Genomic DNA, 22,559 nt, shown 5'->3' with positions numbered 1-22,559 from the left:
ATGAAAAACATCCTTACCCAATTTTCAAGAATTTTTGTCGGATTACTATTTATCATATCAGGATTAATCAAATTAAACGACCCCGTTGGTTTCTCCTTTAAATTAGAGGAATATTTTAGTGAAGGTGTTTTAAATTTGCCTTTCCTGATTCCTTATGCATTAGCTATTGCTGTTTTCATTGTGATATTTGAAGCCGTTTTAGGAGTCATGCTTTTAGTTGGATTCAAAACTAAATTCACCGTTTGGAGCTTGCTGTTGATGATTATATTTTTCACGTTCCTTACCTTCTACTCTGCCTATTTCAATAAAGTTACGGATTGCGGATGCTTTGGAGATGCACTGAAATTAACTCCTTGGGAATCGTTTACGAAAGATGTTGTTTTATTATTTTTCATCATAATTTTATTCCTCAATCAGAAATTGATTCGACCTTTATTTTCTAAAAAAATAACCAATGCAATTGTAATTATCAGTACTGTTTTGTGTTGTTTTATGGGCTACTGGGTATTGAATCATTTGCCTTTAAAAGATTTCAGAGCCTATAAAGTAGGCACAAACATCCAAAAAGGAATGGAAATCCCAGAAGGTGCGGAACCATCAGTTGTAGAAATGGTATTTATCTATAAAGTAAATGGTGTTGACCAAGAATTTGGAGCGGATGACTTAGGAAAACTTCCTGAAGGAGCTGTTTTTGTCGACCGAATTGACAAAGTTATCTCACAAGGATATATTCCGCCAATCCACGATTTTACGATGGAATTGAATAGTTCTGACTATAAAGATGAATTACTCGTTGAAGCAAAATTGTTGATGTTTGTTTCCTATGATCTAGCTTCTTCAAACAAAGAAGCAATGCAACAATTAGAAAAATTGCATAAAGATGCTGTTGCAAAAGGCTACAAAGTAATTGGGATGACGGCTTCAAGCGAAGAAGAAATAGCAGAAGTAAAAAAAGAAAATAATTTGACTTTTGACTTCTATTTTTGTGATGGGACAACGTTGAAAACCATTGAAAGAGCCAATCCAAGTATTGTAGTTCTTCATAATGGAACAATTGTTCAAAAGCTGCATTATAACGATGCCTCGGATATAAAGCTATAATAAATTTAGTTCAATACTCTTATTCTTTTATACACCAAAGATTTAAGAAGTTATTATAAAAACTAAATGTTATATTTGTTGAATACTTAATTTTAAAACAATGAAAAAAATATTTTTATCGTTAATCGTAGCTTTTTCAACCCTCTCATGCGTTCAAGCTCAAAAAACAAGTTTCGACAAGGAGGCTTTGAATGACGTGATGTGGACAACGCAGCAAAAGGATATTACATTTGCCGAAATTCTAAAAAAATACGAAAGCAAGACGGTTGTGATTGATGTTTGGGCTTCTTGGTGTTCAGATTGCATCAAGGGAATGCCGAAAGTCAAAGAGTTACAAAAAAATAACCCAGATGTAGTTTTCTTATTCATTTCAATGGATAAAACATTTGAAAATTGGATAGTTGGTGCTGAAAAACATGAGCTTTTTGGTGAGCATTACATGGTTAAAGATGGAATGAAAGGCGTTTTCGGACAATCTATTGATTTGGATTGGATTCCGAGATATATGATTGTAGATCCAAATGGAAAAATTGCGCTGTATAAAGCTGTTGAAGCTGACGACGCTAAAATTGCGGAAACATTGAAAAAACTAAAACAAAAAAACAAAAGATAATGAGACAAAAGATTGTTGCAGGTAACTGGAAAATGCACAAGAATGCGGAAGAAACGGAAGATTTATTAAACGATCTAATTGAAAAATTACCGTCGGATGCAGAAGTTCATATTATTGTGGCGCCAACATTTGTAAACTTGGCTTCTGCAGTTGAGCATTTGGAATTTACAAATATCAATGTTGCCGCACAAAATATGCATCAGGCTGAAGGTGGTGCTTTTACAGGCGAAATCTCAGCAGACATGTTGAAGAGTGTTGGTGTAAACACCGTTATCTTGGGACATTCTGAGCGTCGTGCTTATTTCCATGAAAACAATTCATTGCTTAAATCTAAAGTTGATACTGCCTTGAAACATGAGCTGGTTGTAATCTTCTGTTTTGGTGAAGAATTGAAAGACCGTCAAACCGGAAATCATTTCAATGTAGTTGAAAATCAACTGAAGGACAGCTTGTTCCATTTGCAGGAAAAAGACTGGAGAAACATCATCCTGGCTTACGAACCTGTTTGGGCAATTGGAACTGGTGAAACGGCAAGTCCTGAACAGGCTCAGGAAATGCACGAATTCATCAGAAATACCATTGATTCCAAATTTGGAAGAAATGTATCTGAAAATGTTGCCATCCTTTACGGTGGAAGCGTGAAGCCGGACAACGCTAGAGAAATTTTCTCAAAACCGGATGTTGACGGTGGACTTATTGGCGGAGCAGCTTTAAAGGCTGATGATTTTGCCGCAATAGTAAGTGCCGCAATTTAATAGAAACATACCTATTTCCTATATTAGAATCCCTTCCCTTTCGAAGGGATTTTTTTATTTTAATGCTAATGTTTCCCTAAAGTAATTTCATCCAACAAGGCATTTTTGTAATTTTAGATAAATAAAAAATAAAACTGCTATGATTACAAACGACAGAAACTCGGATGGACGGGACGTTCAAAACGAGCACAACGACGACGAAAAAAGAGATTTTACAGGAGCCAACCAAGATGTTTCGGGAAATGACCGGACTGAGGAAGAAAAAGAAAATCGAAAAATTCACGACCACGGGAGAACGAAATACAAATCCCACTCCAATCACTCATCGGCCGACAATCAGCCGAAGACCAATACCGGACCTGGTACTGTTTAAAAAATTTATACTGATAGAAGAGCAACCATACATGTTGCTCTTTTTTATTTGGATAATGACTGCGCTACTTTTAAGAGCAACTTTTTGGTAGCAAGGATTCCATCCATCTCCTTTAGATTATTGCCTTCATATTCCACACCTATAAAGCCATTGTAATTTGCTTTCTTTACAATTTCCAGCATCTTATAGTAATCAATAGTAGTTTCATTTCCATTCGAATCAAAATCAAATGATTTGGCACTGACTCCTTTTGCAAAAGGCATCAATTCGGCTACACCCTTGTATTTATCATATTCTTCTATACAGGCGGATCCCCAGCGTTCACCATTTTCCCTTTTTACACAAAAATTACCAAAATCAGGAAGCACACCACAATTTTTCATATTGACGGCCTTGATCACTTCGGTAAGTTTTGATGCATCGGATGATAGTCCGCCATGGTTTTCCACTACGACATTGATCTTGTTTTTGGCGGCATATTCGCAAAGGCTTCCCAAACCAGCGATTGAAGTTTCCTTCCAAACAGTGAAATCTTTTTCGGCTTGCAAGCCAAATAAATTCACACGTACCGTTGGGCAATTCAATTCTGTTGCAACATCAACCCATTTTAAATGGTTTTCCACCGCATTATTCCGCTCGACTTTACTTGTAGAAGCCAGTTCACCTTCGTTGTCAATCATAATCATCACATTCTCAATCCCATTGTCATTGCTTCGCAGTTTCAATTCCTGGACAAGCTTTTTCCTGCTCGAAATTTCGTTGCCCGTATCAATGGAATAAAGTTGCGTCACATATTCTACGCCTTGAAAACCAAGCTCTTTTGCCTTTCGCGCAAAATCAAGATTTGATAATGTCTTCTCTTCATTAATTGCCTTGTGCAAAGACCATTGTGCAAGCGATAACTTAAAAAAGGGCTTGAAATTATCCGATCCATCTTCTGTAAAAAGTGCTGTCATGGGATTTAAAATTGAAACTGCAAGACCCGCCTGTGCAGTGTTTTTAAGGAACAAACGTCTATCCATACCATTCGATTGAGGGGAATTGAAGCGCCTAAATTATACTTTTATCTTGATATATGATAATTCTATACTGTTTTGACAAAATACTACATACCCAGACAGAAGCAATCGTATATTTTTATTGTTATTAAATTGATCCACCTTTTTATGAAGATTCCTCATTTAAAATATCAAATTCTTTTCATTTTCTTAATTCATGCTGTTGCTTTCGCACAAGAGAAAAGTCCAAGAGATTTGGCACTAATCGATAATGGATGGCACTTTGCCTTTGGTCACCTGAATGACACCGATAAAGATTTCAATCATGGAACAGCTTACTTTTCCTATCTTTCCAAAACAGGGAATGGGGACGGTCCTGCATCAAAATTGTTTGATGACAGGGCATGGCGATTGCTCGACCTTCCGCACGATTGGGCAGTAGAACAACCCTTCAATGAAAAAGGAAGCTTCAGTCATGGTTTTAAAGAAGCCGGAAAAGGCTTTCCAGAAAAGAGCATTGGATGGTACCGTAAGAAGATTGATATCCCTGCAAGTGATTTGGGACAGGTTATTTCGCTGAAATTCGATGGTGTCTTCCGAAATTCAAAAGTATGGTTCAATGGGCATTTCCTCGGTACTGAAGAAAGTGGTTATAACGGTTTTGAATATGATGTGACGCCGTACATCAATTATGGTGGAGAAAATACAATAGCCGTCCGGGTCGATGCTTCCATGGAAGAAGGCTGGTTTTACGAAGGAGCAGGAATTTATAGGCATGTCTACCTTCAAAAAACAAATCCTTTGCATATTAGTACAAATGGCACCAGCATTACTACCGAAATTGAAAAAGATTTTGCAACGGTCCTATCATCGGTAACAATTGAAAACAAAGGACATTACAAAGGTTTGATCGCTGTAACCTATACCATTCTTGATTCGAACGGAAAACAAGCTGGTACGTTTACCGAAAAAGTCATCGCACCGGAATTTTATAAAAAGGCTGTTTATTCTTCCCGGATTAAAGTCTATAATCCAAAGTTATGGGATGTAGATGACCCGAATTTATATAGCTTGATTGTAGAAATAAACCAAGAAAATCAATTAATTGATCTTCATAAGACCGAGTTCGGTATCAGGAGCATACGATTTGATGCGGAGGAAGGCTTCTTTTTAAACGGAAAATCACTCAAACTGAAAGGAAGCAACAACCATCAGAATCATGCCGGAGTTGGAACCGCAATTCCAGATGAACTGCAGTATTTCCGCATCAAGAAACTGAAAGAGATGGGGTCGAATGCCTATCGCTGTTCCCACTATCCTCCTACTCCGGAATTACTTGAAGCCTGTGACCGATTGGGAATGCTGGTTATTGATGAGACCCGCTTGATGGGCGTCAATGATTTGCATTTAGAAAATCTAAAAAAACTGATTGAGCGCGATCGTAATCATCCGAGTATCATTTGTTGGTCGGTTGGCAATGAAGAATGGAACATCGAAGGAAATAGTACAGGAGAACGTATCACCACCACTATGCAGGATTACGTTAAAAGCATTGACCCGACCCGACCAGTTACAGTGGGCATAAGCAGTGGTTTTAGGAGCGGCATCTCTTCGGTTGTAGAAATTATGGGCTACAACTATATGGGCAATGGCGATATTGATGCTCATCGAAACGACTTCAAGCACCAACCAGGAATGGGAACAGAGGAAGGCTCTACCTTTGCAACCCGTGGCATTTATTTTACGGATGATGCAAAACACTATAAAAGTACCTATGATAAAAAGCCCAGACCGAGTTTTTTCAGCATTGAGGAAGGTTGGAAATTTTATGCAACAAGACCTTATCTTGCGGGCATGTTCATCTGGACCGGTTTTGATTATCGTGGCGAACCAACACCTTATGGATGGCCGTCGGTTACTTCCTATTTTGGGATGATGGATATTTGCGGTTTCCCAAAAGACAATGTCTTCTACTTGAAATCATGGTGGGGAAATGAGCCTGTCTTACACCTCTTGCCACATTGGAACCTGGACGGGATGGAAGGCAAGGAAATTGATGTCTGGGCCTATTCCAACTGTGAGGAAGTCGAACTTTTTCTCAATAAAAAAAGTCTGGGTAAAAAGAAAATGGAACAATACGGTCATCTGGAATGGAAGGTGGCTTACCAACCTGGCACTTTAGAAGCTGTGGGCTATAAGAATGGAAAAAAGATACTCTCCTCCACACGAAAAACGAGCGGAAAGCCTGAAAAAATAAAACTTACACCGCATCAAAAAATCCTTGAAAAGAAAGATGGCATTGCAGTTGTAACCGTTGAAGTTGTTGATAATAATGGGTGGCATGTTCCAACAACTAACAATGAAATTACATTTGACATCAAAGGTGGCGGAAAAATAATAGGTGTTGGAAATGGCGATCCTACATCACACGAAAAAGACAAGTTTATTGATACGATTACTTCAGTAGCACTAAAAAATTTAGAAGAGCAGGCATTGGATAATTCTCTTTTACTTCAACAATTACCGGTGTTCAATGAAAACAATTGGAAGCAAGCTTTTGAAAAAAGAGATTATAAAAATCCAGCACCCGCTTATGTTTACAGGGCTTCATTCGATTTGAACACACTTTCAAAGAAGGATGCTTTTACTTTCTTTTATCAGAAGATTGGTATTGATGCTGCAGTTTTTTTAAACGGAAAAATGATTGCTCCTTCAAGTGCAGATGCTCAAGCCTATTTACTCGATGCAGAGGATTTAAACGAAGGAACAAATACGCTCCATATCATTGCGACTCCAATCAAGAAAGTGAATGATTGGGATGTAGTGAATACAAATCCTGGAATAATTCAAGTCCTTAAGCATGCCGAACCTTGGAAACGCAAATTATTTAATGGTCTGGCCCAGATTATCATCCAAACGGATGGAAGTGGCAAACCAATTGTTTTATCGGCGACAGCCAAAGATTTGAAAGCCGGATCAATTCACTTGGATGTAAAACACTCTGTTTTCCCAAAGTTGAATTAAATAAATTATTTATTTCTCTATAAAACTATTCCAAAAACCCACAACTTTTTTACCTTTAGGCGATCATTAGAACCTACCATGAACATTTCTAAAAAAGGACAAGTGCTTCTCTTCCCACCGCCAGATTTGAATGATTATCTTATCGTTGTTTCTCCTCCGATTGAAATAAAAAAAGAAACAAAGAAATTGAACGCCAAACTCAATAAGATGATTGGAAGTGAAGGCAACCATAATGCCCACATTTCTATGTTCAGCCAAGCTTGGGAAAAGGACAATCACCTATTAGAACGATTGAAAAAAGCCATTGCTGATGTAAACTCTTTTCCTATAATCATTAATGGTGTAGATGTTTTTTCGCATGGAACAAAAAAGAAAACGGTTTATCTAAAAGTGGAGAATCCAAAACCAATTCAGCAGTTGTACGAAGCTTGTAAGTCTGAACTAAAGCTCAAGAAAGAGTTTGTGCCACATTTAACTATTGAAAAAAACATTCCAGTTACCGACTTTGAGAAAATCCAAAACGATCTCAGTATTTTCAATTATCAATGCGAATGGGTTTGTGATAGAATTACGGTTTTAAAATTCAATAAAAAAAGCAATTCCTATAAGCTTGTTGAAGAAATTTTATTGAAGTGAGCTTAGCTTTTTTCTTTTAATTTCTCCTTTTTACATCTATTTTAATTCATCCACTAATCTGTAATTTTTAACAAACATTAATTTTCTTAACATTTACAACACTAAAAAAACATCATTTCCTAATAGGGTCTTAACATCGGCTTTATAAGGAGCAACTACTTTCGCATCATTAAAACAACACAAACATTAATGATGAAAAATTTACTTTTATTACTTACTTTTCTAGCAATCGGCTTTAGCGGATTTGCCCAGAAAAACGGAGTCATCTCTGGAAAAATCACCGATTTTGACGGGAACTTTTCATTGCCGGGTGCAACTATCAAATTGAATATCGGAAACAAATACACGGTTTCCGATCAGATTGGAGATTTTGAATTTTTGAATGTTCCTGCAGGAGATTATACGGTAGAAGTACTGTACATCGGATACCAGACGCTTTCACAGGAAGTGAAGGTTGAAGAAGGAAAAAACGTGGTGATCAATTTCAAATTGTCTTCCGGTTCAGAAAACCTAAGCGAAGTGGTTGTAATTGGAGACCGATTGAAAGGCCAGGCAAAGGCGTTGAACCAGCAGAAAAACAACCGAAATATTACGAATGTGATTTCTTCGGACCAAGTGGGTCGTTTTCCGGATTCGAATATCGGTGATGCCTTAAAAAGGGTTCCGGGAATCACAATGCAGAACGATCAAGGAGAAGCTAGAAACATCATCGTGAGAGGTCTGGCACCTACTTTGAACTCTGTTACCATTAATGGCGATAGGATTCCATCTGCTGAAGGCGATAACAGAAACGTTCAGATGGACCTTATTCCATCGGATATGATCTCGACAATTGAAGTAAACAAAACGCTTACTCCTGATATGGATGGAGATGCGATTGGTGGTTCGGTAAACTTGATTACCAGGGCAACTCCAAACGGCGAAAGGATTTCGGCTACTCTTTCTGGCGGATACAATCCAATCAGGGAAAAAGCACTTCACACGGGAGGCTTCGTATATGGAAACCGCTATTTGAATAACAAATTCGGAATGGTTGTCAGTGGATCTTACAACAATAACGACTACGGTTCAGACAACGTTGAAGCGGCTTGGGTAAAGGATGATTTCGGAAATGTGTACATCGAAGAATCAGACATTAGAAAGTATGATGTTCAAAGGATTCGTAGAAGTGCCTCGTTGGCTTTGGATTATAAATTCAACAACAATAATACGATTTTTGCAAGTGCGATCTACAACTGGAGAGACGACAGGGAAAACCGTTTCAAGACTTCATACACCGATATCGAAGCGATTTATGATGATGCAGATAGAATTACAGGCTACAATGGAACTGTTGTGAGAGAAACCAAAGGAGGAATCGACAACAAACGCAACAAGAACAGACGTTTGGAAGACCAAAGAGTGCAGAATTATTCGTTGAGAGGTGAGCATTTATTAAGTCCAAAATTGGATTTGGATTGGTCGATGAATTATGCAAAGGCCAGAGAATACCGTCCAAGCGAGCGTTATATCGAGTTTGAACAAGAAGGTGTTGATATGCTGGAGGATTTATCGAATACGAAATATCCGTTGATTGCTGCCATTGGCGAAGACCCGGATTCTTTTGAATTGGGAGGACTTACTCAAAATACAGATGAAACGGAAGAAAGTGAATTTGGAGCAAAGTTGAACATTCGTTTTCCTTTTTCGATAATGCCCGATCAAAAAGGTAGAATCAGGACCGGTTTGAGAGTGCGATTGAAAGACAAAATGAGAAATAACACTTTCTTTTCTTACGAACCAATTAACGGATTTGAAACTTTGGCTGATGTTCCGACAAGCTTCTTCGGTGGAGAAAATTTTAACCCCGGTGTAAAATATGTTCCTGGAATGTACGCATCTGCTAACTTTTTAGGTGGATTGGACTTGAACAATGCTGGACTTTTTGAAAGTGAAATTGACCCTTCGGAGTTTTTGGCTGAGAATTATAAAGCAAAAGAAAACATCTTCGCAGGTTATGTGAGATGGGACCAAGATTTATCTACAAAATTATCGATGATTGTAGGTTTCAGAATCGAAAACACGCAGATAGATTATACCGGAAATAGGGTTTTGGACGAAGAAGAATTGGAAGGTCAAATCACGACTTCAAACTCCTACACAAACGTTCTTCCTAGTGTTTCTTTTAAATATGATGCCAATGAAAGCTTGGTTTTACGTGCAGCATTAACCACAGCTTTGGCCCGTCCTGATTATTATGCCCTGGCTCCGTTTGTAAATAATATTGCTTCGGACTCTGAGATTTTCGCAGGAAATCCCAACCTTGATGCAACACTTGCCTATAATGCCGATTTTATGGCTGAAAATTATTTCAAATCGGTAGGTTTGGTTTCTGCGGGTGTTTTCTATAAGAGATTGAACGACTTCATCTATACTTACAGTGATCCGGCTTATACAACGGAACAATTTGCAAATGATTTCCCTAATCAGGCCAATCCAATTCCGGCAGGAGAAAACTGGACGTTCACACAATCCAGAAACGGTGACAAAGTAGATGTTTACGGATTTGAAGTAGCCATCCAGAGACAATTGGATTTCCTTCCTGGAAAATTTCTGCAAGGTTTCGGAATTTATTTGAACTATACGTTTACAGAATCAAAAGCATTCGGAATTTCGGATGAAGATGGAAATCCAAGAGCCGATGTGAGCCTTCCAAAAACAGCTCCACATACTTTCAATGGTTCACTTTTCTGGGAAAACAAACGTTTCTCTGCAAGAATTTCTACCAACTTTACTTCTGATTATTTAGATGAATTGGGTTCGGAAGCATTTGAAGATTCGTACTATGACAAGCAACTTTTTGTGGATGCAAATGCTTCTTACAAAATCACTAAAAACCTACGTTTGTTTGCTGAAGCAAATAACTTGACGAACCAACCTTTGCGTTACTATCAAGGCATTTCTTCAAGGACAAAACAATTGGAATACTATCAGGCACGCTATAATTTCGGCATCAAATTGGATTTTTAATCCTTTAAAATCAACATTTAAAAAAACGTTTGACGGGATTGATTTCCTGTCAGCGTTTTTTCAGTAAAATATAATTATGAAACATATTCTTTACATACTTCTTCTTTTTGTCTTCGGAACTACGTTCGCGCAAGATTATCTTGAAGAGGCACAATCCGGCTACAAAGGCGGTTTTATACCCGAACTGAAAGTATTGGACAAAAGCCTTAACTTTATCGTGATGGGCGATTTTGGCAGAAACGGACAATATTTCCAAAAAGAAGTAGCCGAACAAATGGGAAAAGCATCGATGACAATGGGTTGCAAATTCACGGTTTGCGTAGGCGATAATTTTTATCCGAATGGCGTTCAGAGCACTACGGATTACCAATGGATTTCATCGTTTGAGAATATTTATACAAATCACAGCCTTTACGAAAATTGGTATGTGGCTTTAGGGAATCACGATTACAGGGGGAGTATCCAAGCCCAGATTGATTACTCAAATGTGAGCCGAAGATGGAAAATGCCGGCCAAATATTATTCGAAAACATTTGAATTGAAAGACGGCAACAAGGTTTTGATGGTCGTGATGGATACCAATCCATACATCGACAGCTATCATAAAAAGGGAACGGATATGTATGAAAACATCATCGCTCAAGATACCACAGCCCAAAGAAAATGGCTGGTTGAAACCTTGAATACATCTGATAAAGCAATCAAATGGAAAATCGTTGTGGGACATCATCCATTATATTCTGGAGGAAAACGCAAGGAAAATCCCGATACAAAGGCATTTGAAAAGAAATTTGCAGGTTTGTTCGACCAATATAAAGTGGATGCTTATTTGTGTGGACACGAGCACGATTTGCAAATTATTAAACCAAAGGGAAGGTACACAACACAATTCCTATCCGGTTCAGCATGCGAAATCAGACCGACAGGAAACCGAGAAGGAACTTTATTCTCAGCTTCAGAACCAGGTCTTCTGACGTTTTCTATCAATGATAAAAAACTGCAGGTGCAAGCCGTCAACGAAAAAGGAAAGATACTTTATACAACAGAAATCACTAAATAATGAGACAATTTTTAATTGCAATAACAACAATCGGAGTTTTGAGTATTTCATGCAGCGACAAGCTGGCTCCCGTAAAACCAAATGCCTTAAAACCAATCACCATAACCGAACCCGCTCCTCACGACACGGATGACCCAGCGATTTGGATTCATCCGACCGATGCTTCCAAAAGCTTGATCATCGGGACAGATAAAGACACTGATGGAGGTTTGTACGTGTATAATTTGGAAGGAAAAATTGTCAACAAGATTTTGGGAATCAAGCGTCCGAATAATGTTGACATTGCTTATGGGTTGATTTTAAACGGAAAGAAAACCGATATTGCCGTTACAACTGAACGCGAAATGAACCGCATCCGTATTTTCAGCCTGCCGGATATGAAACCTGTTGACAACGGCGGCATTCCTGTTTTTGACGGTGAATTGGAGCGTGATCCAATGGGAATTGCTTTATATACAAGGCCGAACGACAAGGAAATCTTTGCCGTTGTGGGAAGAAAATCGGGTCCGAGCGAAAGTTATCTGTGGCAATATAAATTGACGGACGACGGCACTGGAAATGTAAAAGCCGAAGTGGTGAGGAAATTTGGAAAGTACAGCATGAAGAAGGAAATCGAAGCCATTGCAGTGGATAACGAGCTTGGCTTCATCTACTATTCTGATGAGCAATCGGGAATCAGGAAATATGTGGCAGACCCGGATGCAAGGGACAACAACGAACTTGCTTTTTTCGGTCAGAAAGATTTCAAGGCCGATAATGAAGGGATTGCCATCTATAAAAAAACAGCCACAACTGGCTATATCTTGGTTTCCAATCAGCAGGACAATACCTTTAATGTTTATCCAAGAGAAGGTGCAAACGGAAACCCAAATGAATATCCGCTTCTGGCTGTAATCCCTACTTCTACCGTTGAATGTGATGGTGCCGATGTTACCAATGTAAACTTGGGAAGCAATTATAAAAACGGAATGTTTGTAGCGATGAGCAACGGAATGACATTTCATTTCTACGATTGGAATCAGATTCAAGAGTTGATCGACAAGAAGAAATAAAGAATTAAGATTTTTTTATCATATGACCAGGAGATACTCAAATCAAAGAGTATCTCCTTTTTGTTTTTAGCTTTGATTATTTCAATCTCGCAAAGACGCTGAGACGCAAAGCTAGTGATCGTTTTTTTTTTGCGACTTCGCGACTTTGCGAGGTTTATTAAAATAGTAAACCCTAAAAACAATCCTTTAAAAGTTTGCGCTTTTTATTGAACAACAATAATTACTTTTATGCAAAAAAAAGATGTTTTCAAAAACCATAAAAGTTTTATTGGCAAGTGTGGTATTTATTTCCTGTGCAACCTCATCCCAGGAAGTGATCCAGGAATTGTTTTCGATGCCGAAAAAGATAAAGGAATCTTCGGCAGTTGAAGTAACCGAAAAATCTGATTTGATTTGGACCTTGGAAGACAGTGGCAACGAGCCTCAACTTTTTGCATTGAATGTAAAAGGCGAATTAATAAATACTGTTGAAATTACAAATGCCCAAAACAACGATTGGGAAGATCTGACTTCCGATAAAGATGGAAATCTCTACATTGGTGATTTTGGAAACAATGATAATGAACGTAAAGATTTAGCGATTTATAAAATAAATGCCGAAGATTTGACCAAACAACAAGCTTCGGTTGCCGAAAAAATATTCTTCTTTTTTCCAGAACAAACCTTGTTTCCTCCTAAAAAATCGGAACGTTTTTATGATGTGGAATCTTTTTTCTTGTTTGAAGACAATTTCTATCTGTTCACCAAAAACAGAAGTTCAAATTTTGATGGTACTACCCTGCTCTATCAAATTCCGAACAAATCCGGAAACCATCCGGCCAAATTAATTTCATCGTTTAAAACCTGCGATAACTTCAATCATTGTGCAGTGACGAGTGCCGATATCAGTCCAGACGGAAAAAAAGTGGCGTTATTGAGTTCCGACAAGGTTTGGATTTTCACCGATTTCACTTCCAACAATTTCCTTTCAGGAAAAGTAGAACAGATTGACTTAAAAAGCTTCACTCAAAAGGAAGGTATCTGTTTTGTAGGCAATGAAAAGCTTTACATCACCGATGAAAAAGATAAAAAAACGGGCGGAAAATTGTATCAGTTGGTTTTGACAAAAAAATAAGCCACAGATTCACAGATTAAATTTGAATATAATCTGTGAATCTGTGGCAAAAAAATATAACAGTTCTAGAACCCAAATCCTATCCCAGCCGAAATCCTAACGCCATCTTCCGAATGGAAAAGTGCTATTTTTCCAGTGATGACATTTACGCCATTCAGCCAAAGTCCAGCGCCATACGAATTGTGCCATTTGGTTGAAAAATCGTCCTGAAGCCAAACCCTTCCGTAATCAAATCCGGCTAGGAAACCGTATTTTATCGGTACGATGCCGTTTTTGAATTTTCCCATCTCATATCGGATATCCGATGTTTGAAAGAACGATTGTTTTCCTGAAAAACGCTGGAAACGGAACGCCCTCAAATCAAAATCGCCTCCAATGGTTGCCATCTGATAAAACTCGTAATCGTTGCTGAAAAGCATTCTGGTCTTGGCCAAAGTCCCTATGACAAGCTTCCCTCCTTTTGTAATCTTATGGCTGAAACCCAATGCCATTTCTGCGTGAGGAACCTGTCTGTTTGAATCTTCAAGGTTGACGCGGTATCCACCTTCGATATAAAATTTCATCCCCAAGGTTGGATTCGACGGATTGTCATAATTCTCATAACCGTAGCGGATTTCTGCTCCAGCAAAATTCTGAGTGGTAAAAACTTCGGGGTTTACTAATCCTGGTGTGGTAATAAATCTATCCCCCGTTCTATCCACTTCCATGGATTCAAAAATAGCTTTCGCCGAAAAATAAGCACCAAAATCCCCTTTCCAATTGATAGACGGCGAAGCTTTAATCGTTTGGATTTTCACCCGATTGAAGTCCATTCCCTTGTCATTATCTTCATTTGCCGTTTCATTTCCATATCCAAAAAAGTTAGAACTGAAATTCGGACTTGTGATGCTTGCATCCATTTCTACAAACCAATTGTTGACGATATTAGGAAATATTCCCTTATAAATCAACTCATATCCGCTTGTCGCAAAATAATAATTCGCCCTGATGTTGTGTCTCTGCGAAAATGGATTTCGCTTGAACGCATTCACCGTATAAGTAATCGAAACGCCCAATTTCACGCCATCATCGGGATTGAAACCTGCATTTGGAAAACCAGCAATAATATTGTATTTCGGTTTCTTGTAATCGTACCAGTTGAGTTCGTAGCTGTCGTGGAGGTTTTTACGGGTAGCCCTATCAATATCAAATGTGTTTTCTTTTGACTTATAATCGTATACTTCAACTTTCTTTCCGTTTTCAACCAAATAAGTATCGTGGTTCAAACCGCCAAGAATTCGCAAGGTGATGTTGCCATTTTCGTTTCCTTTCACTTCAAAAACATCATCGTCATCCAAACCATACAACCAAATTTCCTTGGTTTCTTTTTTGTTGTAAATACGGGTATATTGCAATTCTTCTCCATCCTTTTTTATCCTGAAAACCTTTACTTCGGTCTTGGAATCAGGAAGTCTGTTGATTACGAATTTGTCTTTTTTATCAGTTCCGACAATCAAAACAGTCCTTTGCAGAACCTTGTAATAATCACTTGCCGTTTCGCCAAGGTCATTTTTACGTTCTTTCAAATAGCCCTTGATTCGCTCGATGGTATTGTCCTGAACTTCTTTCGGCAGATTTTTGAATGCCTTGTCGATATCTGAGTCACTCAATTGCGTTTGTATTTGCTTGGCTTCCTCTTTCCAAACATTTTCATCCGAAGTTTTAAGGAAACGCAAATCCAATGGATAGGCTTCCATATTGAACCATTTTACATTCCTGATTTCCCCACGGAAACTCTGCATGTGACGCAAAGCCGGCATTTTCATCAGAAGCGATAATAAAGCCCCACCGTATTTTGGGAAAGCTTGGTCGCGGTCGCGTGGAATTGGTCGGTAAAGTACTTTTCCATCAATCTTGTATTCGCCCCAACGCCATTGGTCGTAATGACGGTCCCAATCGCCAATAAGCATATCGAACAAACGTGCTCTGATGTAGGCTTTTTCATCAACAGCATATTTTTCGTCCTTCATTAGATTTTTTAAAACATCATCAGTACTTACGATTGCATCTGGTTTCCCGAAACTTTCCAACTTCTCAAAACCTTCTGCCGGACGCTCTTCAATCATGTACAATTCATCACCAAAATTCTCATTGAAATCAGCCAATGCGGTTTGCTTCGGAACATAAAACAGTTTCGGATTGGAATGGTTTACGCCAACTTCATCCGCCAAATCTCCAACAACAAATGGTGTGTAGGGATGTGAAGAAGTATAAAAATCCAACAGAAAATCTTCGGCATACGTGTCACGGAATTCCTTTTCCACATATTGGTCCTTGAAAGCAACCGATTGCAAGAAACGAGTTGCACTCTTTTTCAAGGCCCTCATTACATATTGTTTTCCATCCTTGTCTTCCAAACGCAAGGATCTTGATTGATGTCCGCCACCTTCTTTCAAAGGTTTCAATCCTCCGTAAAGCGTATCAAGGTTTACGTTTCTGACCCTTACCGGCTTGCTGTAATATTCGCGGTAGTGCTTCCCGAAAAGGAAATTATGAAACCCACTTTTGGACGTCATTGTGGAATCGTAAACAGAAGAGCGTGTAAATTTTGAAAACGAATTGTTGTATTTTTTCTTCGGAATTTCAATCTTATCGGCAATCAATTGATGCCTGAAAAGAAGCTTTTCTTTTTTGTCTACCATTCCGTAGAAGGAAACATTGGCGACACCTTTATCCGTCACTTCCAAAACCGAATAACCATTTCCGCCAAACGAAAAATCCTTTGGGTTGATGGCTCTCGAAGCTTCGGCTTTCGAACCTGCCCCACTGATGATTTGCTTCACATTATCTTTCTCAATGTATTGTAAATTATGGTCGTGGCCGGAAACAATAACGACATTGTCCTTATCCTGAATCAACGCCTTGATGCGTTTTATAAGCTTCGTATATTGTTTGTTTTGAATGTCTTGTGGACTAACTCCGGTTGTTTTTCGAAGCAGATTAATCAACGACCCAATTACCGGCAACGGAATTTTGGATTCCAACGGAAAAAGCTGTTTCTCCAACGAAAATTGTCCACCGTGTGTTCCGTTGCTCATCAACGGATGGTGGATGGCGATAACCGTTGTTTTTTTCTGATTCTTATTCAAAACATCTTCCAGTTCTGTAAAAAAATCCTCTCTTGTCTTGATGGTACAATTGTCGTTTATCGTCGGATTATTGTCCCAGTCCTCCAAATACCATTGCGAATCAATGATGACCAACGCCAAATTATCATTGATGGAAATATCATCAATCGCACAGCCGTCCTTCGGAAGGAACGATTTTTTCTGTTTCAGCTTTTCGTTTACATAATTTTCTTGGCGTTTCAAACCCACAACACCGTCGTTGTACCAATCGTGATTGCCTGGAATAACAATGGTTTTTCCTTTGAAATTATTGGCTAAAGCCAATTGGTTGTCCATCTTTTCTTCGGCCAATTTTCGATTTTCATCTTTGACATCAGGCATCCCGTACGGATAAATATTATCTCCCAGAAAAAGAAGGGTACTGTTTTGTCCAGCTCTGTTCAATCTTTTTTTCAAAGAAGCCAACGTATTCTTGGCATCTTCCTCATCGGCATTTCCGGCATCGCCTATTAAAAAGAAGGTATGCTTTACGGTAGTCGCTGTTACTGAATCCTTTGAAACTGTTCGGGCTTCTTTTCCGTATTTTGGCTTTTTTACAGCACAGGAATACAATAGAAAGAGTGCAAATACGTTTACAAGTACGACGCTAATATTATATTGAAATCTACCATTTAGAGAAAATAATTTCATATTTTGGCTGTATAAAATTTTGATTATGACTATTGTTCAAAAAGCCGAGAATTACATATTCCAGTTGTTCAAAGATAATTTATCTTCTGATTATATCTATCATAATTTTAACCATACTTTGAGGGTCGTAAACAGCGTAAAAACGTTGATTGAGGCGGAAGAAATTAAAGACGATGAAGCTGAACTATTGTTTGTTTCCGCTTGGTTCCACGATGCTGGATATATTCATGGATATGAAAACCACGAGGATAATGGAATTAAAATTGTAACCGATTTTTTAAACAACAATAATTACGATGCTCAAAAGACGGCTCAAATAGCGAAACTCATCAAGGCAACCCAACTCAACCTTGAACCTGTTGAAAAGCTCGAGAAAATTCTTCGTGATGCCGACAATTCACATTTTGGAAGCCGTAATTATTTTGAAGTGTGTGATTTGCTTCGGGAAGAATTCAAGCATACCAAAAAAATGGATTTCTCGGAATTGGAATGGGCTCATGAAAACTTGAAATTCTTCAACACTTTCCACCGATTTTACACCGAATATGCAAAGCAGCATTGGCAACCTATAAAAGACGAGAACATCTCGATGCTTCACAACCTTATCACTTCACTTGAAAAAGGGAAGAAAGAAAAGAAAAAAACCAAGGAATTGCTGAGCCAGAAAAAGCTCGACAAGATGGACACTCCCGAACGTGGCATTGAAACGATGTTCCGTGTTACCCTCAACAATCATACGCAATTGAGCCAAATTGCCGACAGCAAGGCGAATATTTTGCTTTCGGTAAACGCCATTATCATTTCGATTGCCCTATCAACTTTAATTCCGAAATTGGACAGTCCGAGTAATGCTCATTTGGTTTTACCAACGTTTGTGATGCTGATGTTCAGTGTAATTTCCATCATTTTTGCGATACTTTCAACACGACCAAAAGTGACCAACGGCTCCTTTACCCGAAAGGATATTGAAGCCAAAAAAATCAACCTTTTGTTCTTTGGGAATTTTTATAAGATGCCACTCGATGAATATACTTGGGCCATGAAGGAAATGATGAAAGACAGGGAATATCTGTACGATTCAATGATAAAGGATTTATACTTTTTAGGATTGGTTTTAAACCGAAAATACAAGTTGCTTCGAATTACTTATACGGTTTTTATGATTGGGATTATTATTTCGGTGGCGACTTTTGTGATTGCTTTTAAGAGGTTGTAATTTATCTGATGCTTCTATATTTTACTTTTTAAATCCATCATTGAATGTAAAATTCTGGCGATTTCAATTTCGTTTCTTGAAATCTCACGATAGAAAATGATGTGTTCCCCACATCTGTAACCGAGAACATTTAAAGTTACGATTCCATAAGATTTACCGAGTTTAGGGTTATCGGCTAAGTCCATGCACGAAGCAATTATAAGATTATAGTATTTTTCGGCTTGATTTTCTGACCACTCTTCAACTGTATAATCCCAGATTTCTATTAAATCATTAACTGCTCTTCTAGTAAAATGATATTTTGCCATTTTACTTAGTTCTCGCTTTTAGGTCTTGCAAAAACTTTTTAGGTTCAAAATTTTCAACAATTCCGCTATCAATTCCTTCTTGGATAGCTTTTCGCAAAGAAATTATTCTATTTTCTTCATCTTCAAGAAGCCTAAGTCCGGCACGTACAACCTCACTTGCGTTATTAAATCTCCCATTATTGACAGTACTTTCAATAAAATTCTCAAAATGATTTCCTAGCGATATAGATGTATTACGTCCCATATTTATTTTTTTAGCTAAGTTACCAAAAAATGGTAACTTTCCAGTTTTATCCGCAATTTTTCTGAAACCATTTTACTTTAGCTTATTTAAAATCCTTCAACAATTCCTGATACGTATATTCTTCTGTCAAAGCTTCGTTATAAACAACCGCCACGCGAAGTGCCTTCAAACCGGTAACTCCCTGTAAATCCTCTACATCAAAATTTTCGATTTCAGTACCTAGAATATTCTTGAATTGCAGTAGCTGGATGTACTTTCGGTACTCCATTTCCTCCTGATGTTGCGAATACACAATCGTGATTTTACCTTTTTGGGTAATACGTTCTTTGGTTCCTTTGATGTTCGATTTATCGATTCTTTTCTTTACGACTTCGTATCGTGCATTGTAGGTTCCATCCACATCAAAACGCTTTTCATCCATACGGAAACGGATGGAAATCGGCGTGCTGAAAACCAGAATCAGCGACGTAACATCCAAATCATAAGGCAAGGTTTTTCTTAAATGGAAATATTCGTTTTCCATCTCGCAGATGGCCTGCAATTGCCACAATCTCAGGTTACTTAAATACAACGGATTATAAGGGTGCTTTGGCGAAATTGACGCTCCAATATACAAGTTATGCTCCACTCCATCGGTCTTGAAACGCTCGTAATAATGCGGATAAAATTCTTGGGCCTGCTCCTGTTTTTTATCCAAAACCGAAGCCATTTTTTTATTGATGAGCGAAAGCGTACTATCGAAATCCTTTCGGGCATTGTACACCATCTGGATGTTTGGGTCCAAGGCTTCAAAATAAGCCGTAATCCTCTGTTTTACTTGAACATTCGATGAATTGAAATGTTGTAAAATAGGATGAATTTCGTTCAAAATATACGTCTGCACAATTGATTCCGTATCGGCTTTCAAGCTTTCTTTCAGCTGGGTTTGGTATTTTTCCAGTTCAAAAATATTCTGATAGATAACCGGCAATTGGAGGTTTTCACTGATGAATTTGAAAAGTTCAATCAGCATATCAATCTGCAAGGCCAAATCTTTTTCAATCGCCAGATTCCTTGCTGTCGAGGAACCTTTAATGTCAATCTGACCGTACAAAGGCGTGATATTCTTGAAAACAATTTCCTTGAAAGGCAAATCCCTTGTGTTCTTATTGCCGATATGAAGCATCGCCTCTTCACGGAATTTCCAATACACACTTGGATGGATGGCGGTATATTCTTTCTGGATAATGGCCTCGATTTCATTTTCGGTTTCGAAGTAAAAGCGTTCCATCGTATCTACGATATACGGCATCACAATATCCATTTTATGGGCATTGATGCTGTTGAGTTTTCCTTTTTGGGAAGAAACAAGCTCAATAATTCCGAGAATCTTATCATCCTTGACCATCGGTGCAAAAATTACACTCCTTATGCCCATTTTCATAAATTGAAGAGCCAATTTGTTTTCGGGATTTTCGGTTGCAAACTTTTCAACATCCGAAATACTCATGTAATTATTCTTCTTGATTAGTCCGTCGAATGATTTGTCGCAGATGAGTTCCTTGCAATCATTTTCCATCGCCTCACTCAATATAAAACTCTGTACATTTTTATCAAAAGGAGCTGTAACAAACTTATTTTCTTCGTAATTGATGGCCGTATAACCAATCTTTAAATCAGATATCTTATAAATCGACCTGAAGATGGTTTCAAAGTTCTGCTCGATTGAAAAATCTTCATCCCTTTTTCCGATAAGATTCGTCTTCAAATTGGAAACGGCACTTTCAGTCGTGGCATCGTACATCGACATGATTCCGAAACCTTTCAGAACCCAGCTGTCTTTAGGGAATTTCTCCATCCAGAGTTCCAGATTATCGTAATTATCGATTAGCATATCGATGTCATCCGGCGTAATTGCAATTGCCTTTTCGGTTGGAAGTATTTCCATAAAATCGGCATTGTATAAAATTCTGTAATGCTTCAAGATACCTTCTGCATCGGGAATATCATAGAAAAAAGGCTTTCCTAAATCCAAAGGATACTTATAATATTGCATCAGAATCAGACAACAACCCATCACATAAAACTCGTGGTCGTCGAAGTCGCGAATGGTCATATCGAAATCAGGCCCGGCATTGTTGAGAATACCCTGAAAACGTTCGGTAAAATTGAATAATATATTGTGGAATGGAATGGCAACCGCTTTAATTTCATTTTTGGTCAATGCTGTTGGAAACAAATCCGACATCAAATAACGAATCAATACCTTATGTTCCTCCAGTTGCTTTATGTCTGAAATTCCTTCTCTCAATTCAGGAAATTTGTTCACTTCATTGAGCAATCCTTTTGCATAATTCGACCTGTAATCTACATCCGACAAGGCAATTTCCTCCAACGCTTCAATTACTTTATGGAAAGAAATATGAACCTGAAACGGATTATCTTGGTGTTTTTCGTAAATCATTTATGTGCGAGAAATTTAGGCTACAAAGATACTAATAAGTTGTCTCCAATTAAGTTGTCCTACTTCAATAAATTGAATAACTTTAGGGTTTAAATCCCGAAACCTTGTACACACAAATAAACAACAGCATCAGCCGATATGTTTCTTTTTCCGAAGAAGAACTTAACCTTTTTAATTCTTTATTGGAATACAAAAAAGTCCCGAAGAAAACCATTATGCTCCACGAAGGCGAAATGTGCAATTTCGAAGCATTTGTCATCAAGGGATGCATCCGAAAGTACTTTATTGATGCCAATGGTTTTGAAGTCATCCTGCAATTCGGAATCGAGAATGCCTGGGTCAGCGATATTTCCTTTAGTATATATGAAGATAAACCAAGCCAGGTTTTTATTGAAACACTGGAAGATTGTGAGTTTTTTATGTTCAGTCCTGAAACCAAGGAAACACTTTTTGAAAAAGCACCCCGTTTTGAAAGGGCTTTTAGAATCCTAATGCAACGTAATCTTTCGGTTACCCAACACCGCCTTTTCAATACCATCTCTAAAACCGCAATGGAAAAATATGTGGAATTTTTAGAGCTTTATCCCACCATTCCACAACGTGTCGCACAACATTATATCGCGTCCTATTTGGGGATTTCCGCAGAGTTCCTGAGTAAGGTTCGAGCGAAAATGGCAAAGGGGTAAATTCCAAAAAACAATTTCCAAATTCCAAATAAATTCCAATACTTTAAAAATCAATTTTTCAAACCTTTGTTTGCAGAATTATATTGGATGGATTTAAGGTTTCAAAAATTTGGAAATTGTTTTTTGTAGC

17 protein-coding genes are annotated in these 22,559 nt (G+C 38.1%); 12 read left to right on the top strand and 5 right to left on the bottom strand.

The features are described 5' to 3' along the window. The 4 genes from ACI6PS_RS10140 (at position 1) to ACI6PS_RS10125 (ending at position 2,842) form a co-directional block, all read left to right on the top strand. Entirely contained in the window at positions 1–1,101 is a 1,101-nt protein-coding gene (locus tag ACI6PS_RS10140; protein WP_421012453.1) for a BT_3928 family protein, read from the top strand. A gap of 100 nt (positions 1,102–1,201) precedes the next feature. Further along, positions 1,202–1,714, top strand: a complete 513-nt coding sequence (locus ACI6PS_RS10135; protein ID WP_421012452.1) for a thioredoxin-like domain-containing protein — start codon at positions 1,202–1,204, stop codon at positions 1,712–1,714. Beyond that, positions 1,714–2,469 carry a triose-phosphate isomerase gene (tpiA, locus tag ACI6PS_RS10130; protein WP_421012451.1) on the top strand — a complete coding sequence of 252 codons (756 nt, stop codon included), beginning with the start codon at positions 1,714–1,716 and terminating at the stop codon, positions 2,467–2,469. The genes ACI6PS_RS10135 and tpiA overlap by 1 nt, the downstream gene beginning before the upstream one ends. Positions 2,470–2,608: 139 nt before the next feature. After that, complete coding sequence (locus ACI6PS_RS10125) at positions 2,609–2,842, top strand: hypothetical protein (protein WP_421012450.1); 234 nt, start codon at positions 2,609–2,611, stop codon at positions 2,840–2,842. 44 nt (positions 2,843–2,886) lie between these two features. Here the strand turns inward: ACI6PS_RS10125 and ACI6PS_RS10120 are convergent, their stop codons facing one another. Then, positions 2,887–3,864 (bottom strand): sugar phosphate isomerase/epimerase family protein, encoded by a 978-nt coding sequence (locus ACI6PS_RS10120; protein ID WP_421012449.1) that lies wholly within the window; start codon positions 3,862–3,864, stop codon positions 2,887–2,889. Between the two features lie 144 nt (positions 3,865–4,008). Here ACI6PS_RS10120 and galA point away from each other — a divergent pair, with 144 nt between their 5' ends. From galA to ACI6PS_RS10090, 6 genes are all read left to right on the top strand, one after another. Then, the gene (galA, locus tag ACI6PS_RS10115; protein WP_421012448.1) at positions 4,009–6,864 is read left to right on the top strand and encodes a beta-galactosidase GalA; all 2,856 of its coding nucleotides are present in this window, start codon (positions 4,009–4,011) and stop codon (positions 6,862–6,864) included. 78 nt (positions 6,865–6,942) lie between these two features. After that, positions 6,943–7,500, top strand: coding sequence for a 2'-5' RNA ligase family protein (locus tag ACI6PS_RS10110; RefSeq protein WP_421012447.1), 558 nt, complete (start codon positions 6,943–6,945; stop codon positions 7,498–7,500). Between the two features lie 192 nt (positions 7,501–7,692). After that, positions 7,693–10,509: a TonB-dependent receptor gene (locus ACI6PS_RS10105; protein WP_421012493.1), complete on the top strand. Its 2,817-nt coding sequence runs from the start codon at positions 7,693–7,695 to the stop codon at positions 10,507–10,509. Positions 10,510–10,585: 76 nt separating this feature from the next. Next, positions 10,586–11,569 carry a metallophosphoesterase gene (locus tag ACI6PS_RS10100; RefSeq protein ID WP_421012446.1) on the top strand — a complete coding sequence of 328 codons (984 nt, stop codon included), beginning with the start codon at positions 10,586–10,588 and terminating at the stop codon, positions 11,567–11,569. Further along, complete coding sequence (locus ACI6PS_RS10095) at positions 11,569–12,621, top strand: phytase (RefSeq protein WP_421012445.1); 1,053 nt, start codon at positions 11,569–11,571, stop codon at positions 12,619–12,621. The genes ACI6PS_RS10100 and ACI6PS_RS10095 overlap by 1 nt, the downstream gene beginning before the upstream one ends. A gap of 241 nt (positions 12,622–12,862) precedes the next feature. Continuing rightward, on the top strand, positions 12,863–13,735 hold the full coding sequence (locus ACI6PS_RS10090) for a hypothetical protein (RefSeq protein ID WP_421012444.1): 873 nt from the start codon (positions 12,863–12,865) through the stop codon (positions 13,733–13,735). Between the two features lie 65 nt (positions 13,736–13,800). On the opposite strand, the gene ACI6PS_RS10085 is transcribed toward ACI6PS_RS10090, so the two are convergent. Continuing rightward, the gene (locus ACI6PS_RS10085; protein WP_421012443.1) at positions 13,801–17,532 is read right to left on the bottom strand and encodes a metallophosphoesterase; all 3,732 of its coding nucleotides are present in this window, start codon (positions 17,530–17,532) and stop codon (positions 13,801–13,803) included. Positions 17,533–17,557: 25 nt separating this feature from the next. On the opposite strand from ACI6PS_RS10085, the gene ACI6PS_RS10080 reads away from it, so the two are divergent. Beyond that, the gene (locus ACI6PS_RS10080; protein ID WP_421012442.1) at positions 17,558–18,748 is read left to right on the top strand and encodes a Pycsar system effector family protein; all 1,191 of its coding nucleotides are present in this window, start codon (positions 17,558–17,560) and stop codon (positions 18,746–18,748) included. A gap of 14 nt (positions 18,749–18,762) precedes the next feature. Here the strand turns inward: ACI6PS_RS10080 and ACI6PS_RS10075 are convergent, their stop codons facing one another. The 3 genes from ACI6PS_RS10075 to ACI6PS_RS10065 form a co-directional block, all read right to left on the bottom strand. Then, positions 18,763–19,056 carry a type II toxin-antitoxin system RelE/ParE family toxin gene (locus ACI6PS_RS10075; RefSeq protein WP_421012441.1) on the bottom strand — a complete coding sequence of 98 codons (294 nt, stop codon included), beginning with the start codon at positions 19,054–19,056 and terminating at the stop codon, positions 18,763–18,765. A 1-nt stretch (position 19,057) separates the two neighbouring features. After that, entirely contained in the window at positions 19,058–19,300 is a 243-nt protein-coding gene (locus ACI6PS_RS10070) for a type II toxin-antitoxin system ParD family antitoxin (RefSeq protein WP_421012440.1), read from the bottom strand. An 82-nt stretch (positions 19,301–19,382) separates the two neighbouring features. Next, positions 19,383–21,743 carry a GAF domain-containing protein gene (locus ACI6PS_RS10065; RefSeq protein ID WP_421012439.1) on the bottom strand — a complete coding sequence of 787 codons (2,361 nt, stop codon included), beginning with the start codon at positions 21,741–21,743 and terminating at the stop codon, positions 19,383–19,385. A 104-nt stretch (positions 21,744–21,847) separates the two neighbouring features. Between ACI6PS_RS10065 and ACI6PS_RS10060 the strand changes: the two genes are divergently transcribed. Further along, entirely contained in the window at positions 21,848–22,429 is a 582-nt protein-coding gene (locus ACI6PS_RS10060) for a Crp/Fnr family transcriptional regulator (protein ID WP_421012438.1), read from the top strand. Positions 22,430–22,559 lie beyond the last annotated feature (130 nt).

Origin of the sequence: Flavobacterium sp. PLA-1-15 (assembly GCF_049060005.1) — a bacterium.
Lineage (GTDB): Bacteria > Bacteroidota > Bacteroidia > Flavobacteriales > Flavobacteriaceae > Flavobacterium.
Note: the sequence above shows the minus strand (reverse complement) of the source record. Positions and strands in the feature narration are given on the sequence as shown.

Excerpts from the sequence above, each read along its gene's own strand:
- ACI6PS_RS10090 (WP_421012444.1), top strand. The coding sequence starts at position 12,863 with ATGTTTTCAAAAACCATAAAAGTTTTATTGGCAAGTGTGGTATTTATT.
- galA (WP_421012448.1), top strand. The coding sequence starts at position 4,009 with ATGAAGATTCCTCATTTAAAATATCAAATTCTTTTCATTTTCTTAATT.
- ACI6PS_RS10125 (WP_421012450.1), top strand. The coding sequence starts at position 2,609 with ATGATTACAAACGACAGAAACTCGGATGGACGGGACGTTCAAAACGAG.
- tpiA (WP_421012451.1), top strand. The coding sequence starts at position 1,714 with ATGAGACAAAAGATTGTTGCAGGTAACTGGAAAATGCACAAGAATGCG.
- ACI6PS_RS10120 (WP_421012449.1), bottom strand. The coding sequence starts at position 3,864 with ATGGATAGACGTTTGTTCCTTAAAAACACTGCACAGGCGGGTCTTGCA.
- ACI6PS_RS10075 (WP_421012441.1), bottom strand. The coding sequence starts at position 19,056 with ATGGCAAAATATCATTTTACTAGAAGAGCAGTTAATGATTTAATAGAA.
- ACI6PS_RS10080 (WP_421012442.1), top strand. The coding sequence starts at position 17,558 with ATGACTATTGTTCAAAAAGCCGAGAATTACATATTCCAGTTGTTCAAA.
- ACI6PS_RS10085 (WP_421012443.1), bottom strand. The coding sequence starts at position 17,532 with ATGAAATTATTTTCTCTAAATGGTAGATTTCAATATAATATTAGCGTC.
- ACI6PS_RS10135 (WP_421012452.1), top strand. The coding sequence starts at position 1,202 with ATGAAAAAAATATTTTTATCGTTAATCGTAGCTTTTTCAACCCTCTCA.
- ACI6PS_RS10105 (WP_421012493.1), top strand. The coding sequence starts at position 7,693 with ATGAAAAATTTACTTTTATTACTTACTTTTCTAGCAATCGGCTTTAGC.
- ACI6PS_RS10095 (WP_421012445.1), top strand. The coding sequence starts at position 11,569 with ATGAGACAATTTTTAATTGCAATAACAACAATCGGAGTTTTGAGTATT.
- ACI6PS_RS10065 (WP_421012439.1), bottom strand. The coding sequence starts at position 21,743 with ATGATTTACGAAAAACACCAAGATAATCCGTTTCAGGTTCATATTTCT.
- ACI6PS_RS10100 (WP_421012446.1), top strand. The coding sequence starts at position 10,586 with ATGAAACATATTCTTTACATACTTCTTCTTTTTGTCTTCGGAACTACG.
- ACI6PS_RS10070 (WP_421012440.1), bottom strand. The coding sequence starts at position 19,300 with ATGGGACGTAATACATCTATATCGCTAGGAAATCATTTTGAGAATTTT.
- ACI6PS_RS10110 (WP_421012447.1), top strand. The coding sequence starts at position 6,943 with ATGAACATTTCTAAAAAAGGACAAGTGCTTCTCTTCCCACCGCCAGAT.
- ACI6PS_RS10140 (WP_421012453.1), top strand. The coding sequence starts at position 1 with ATGAAAAACATCCTTACCCAATTTTCAAGAATTTTTGTCGGATTACTA.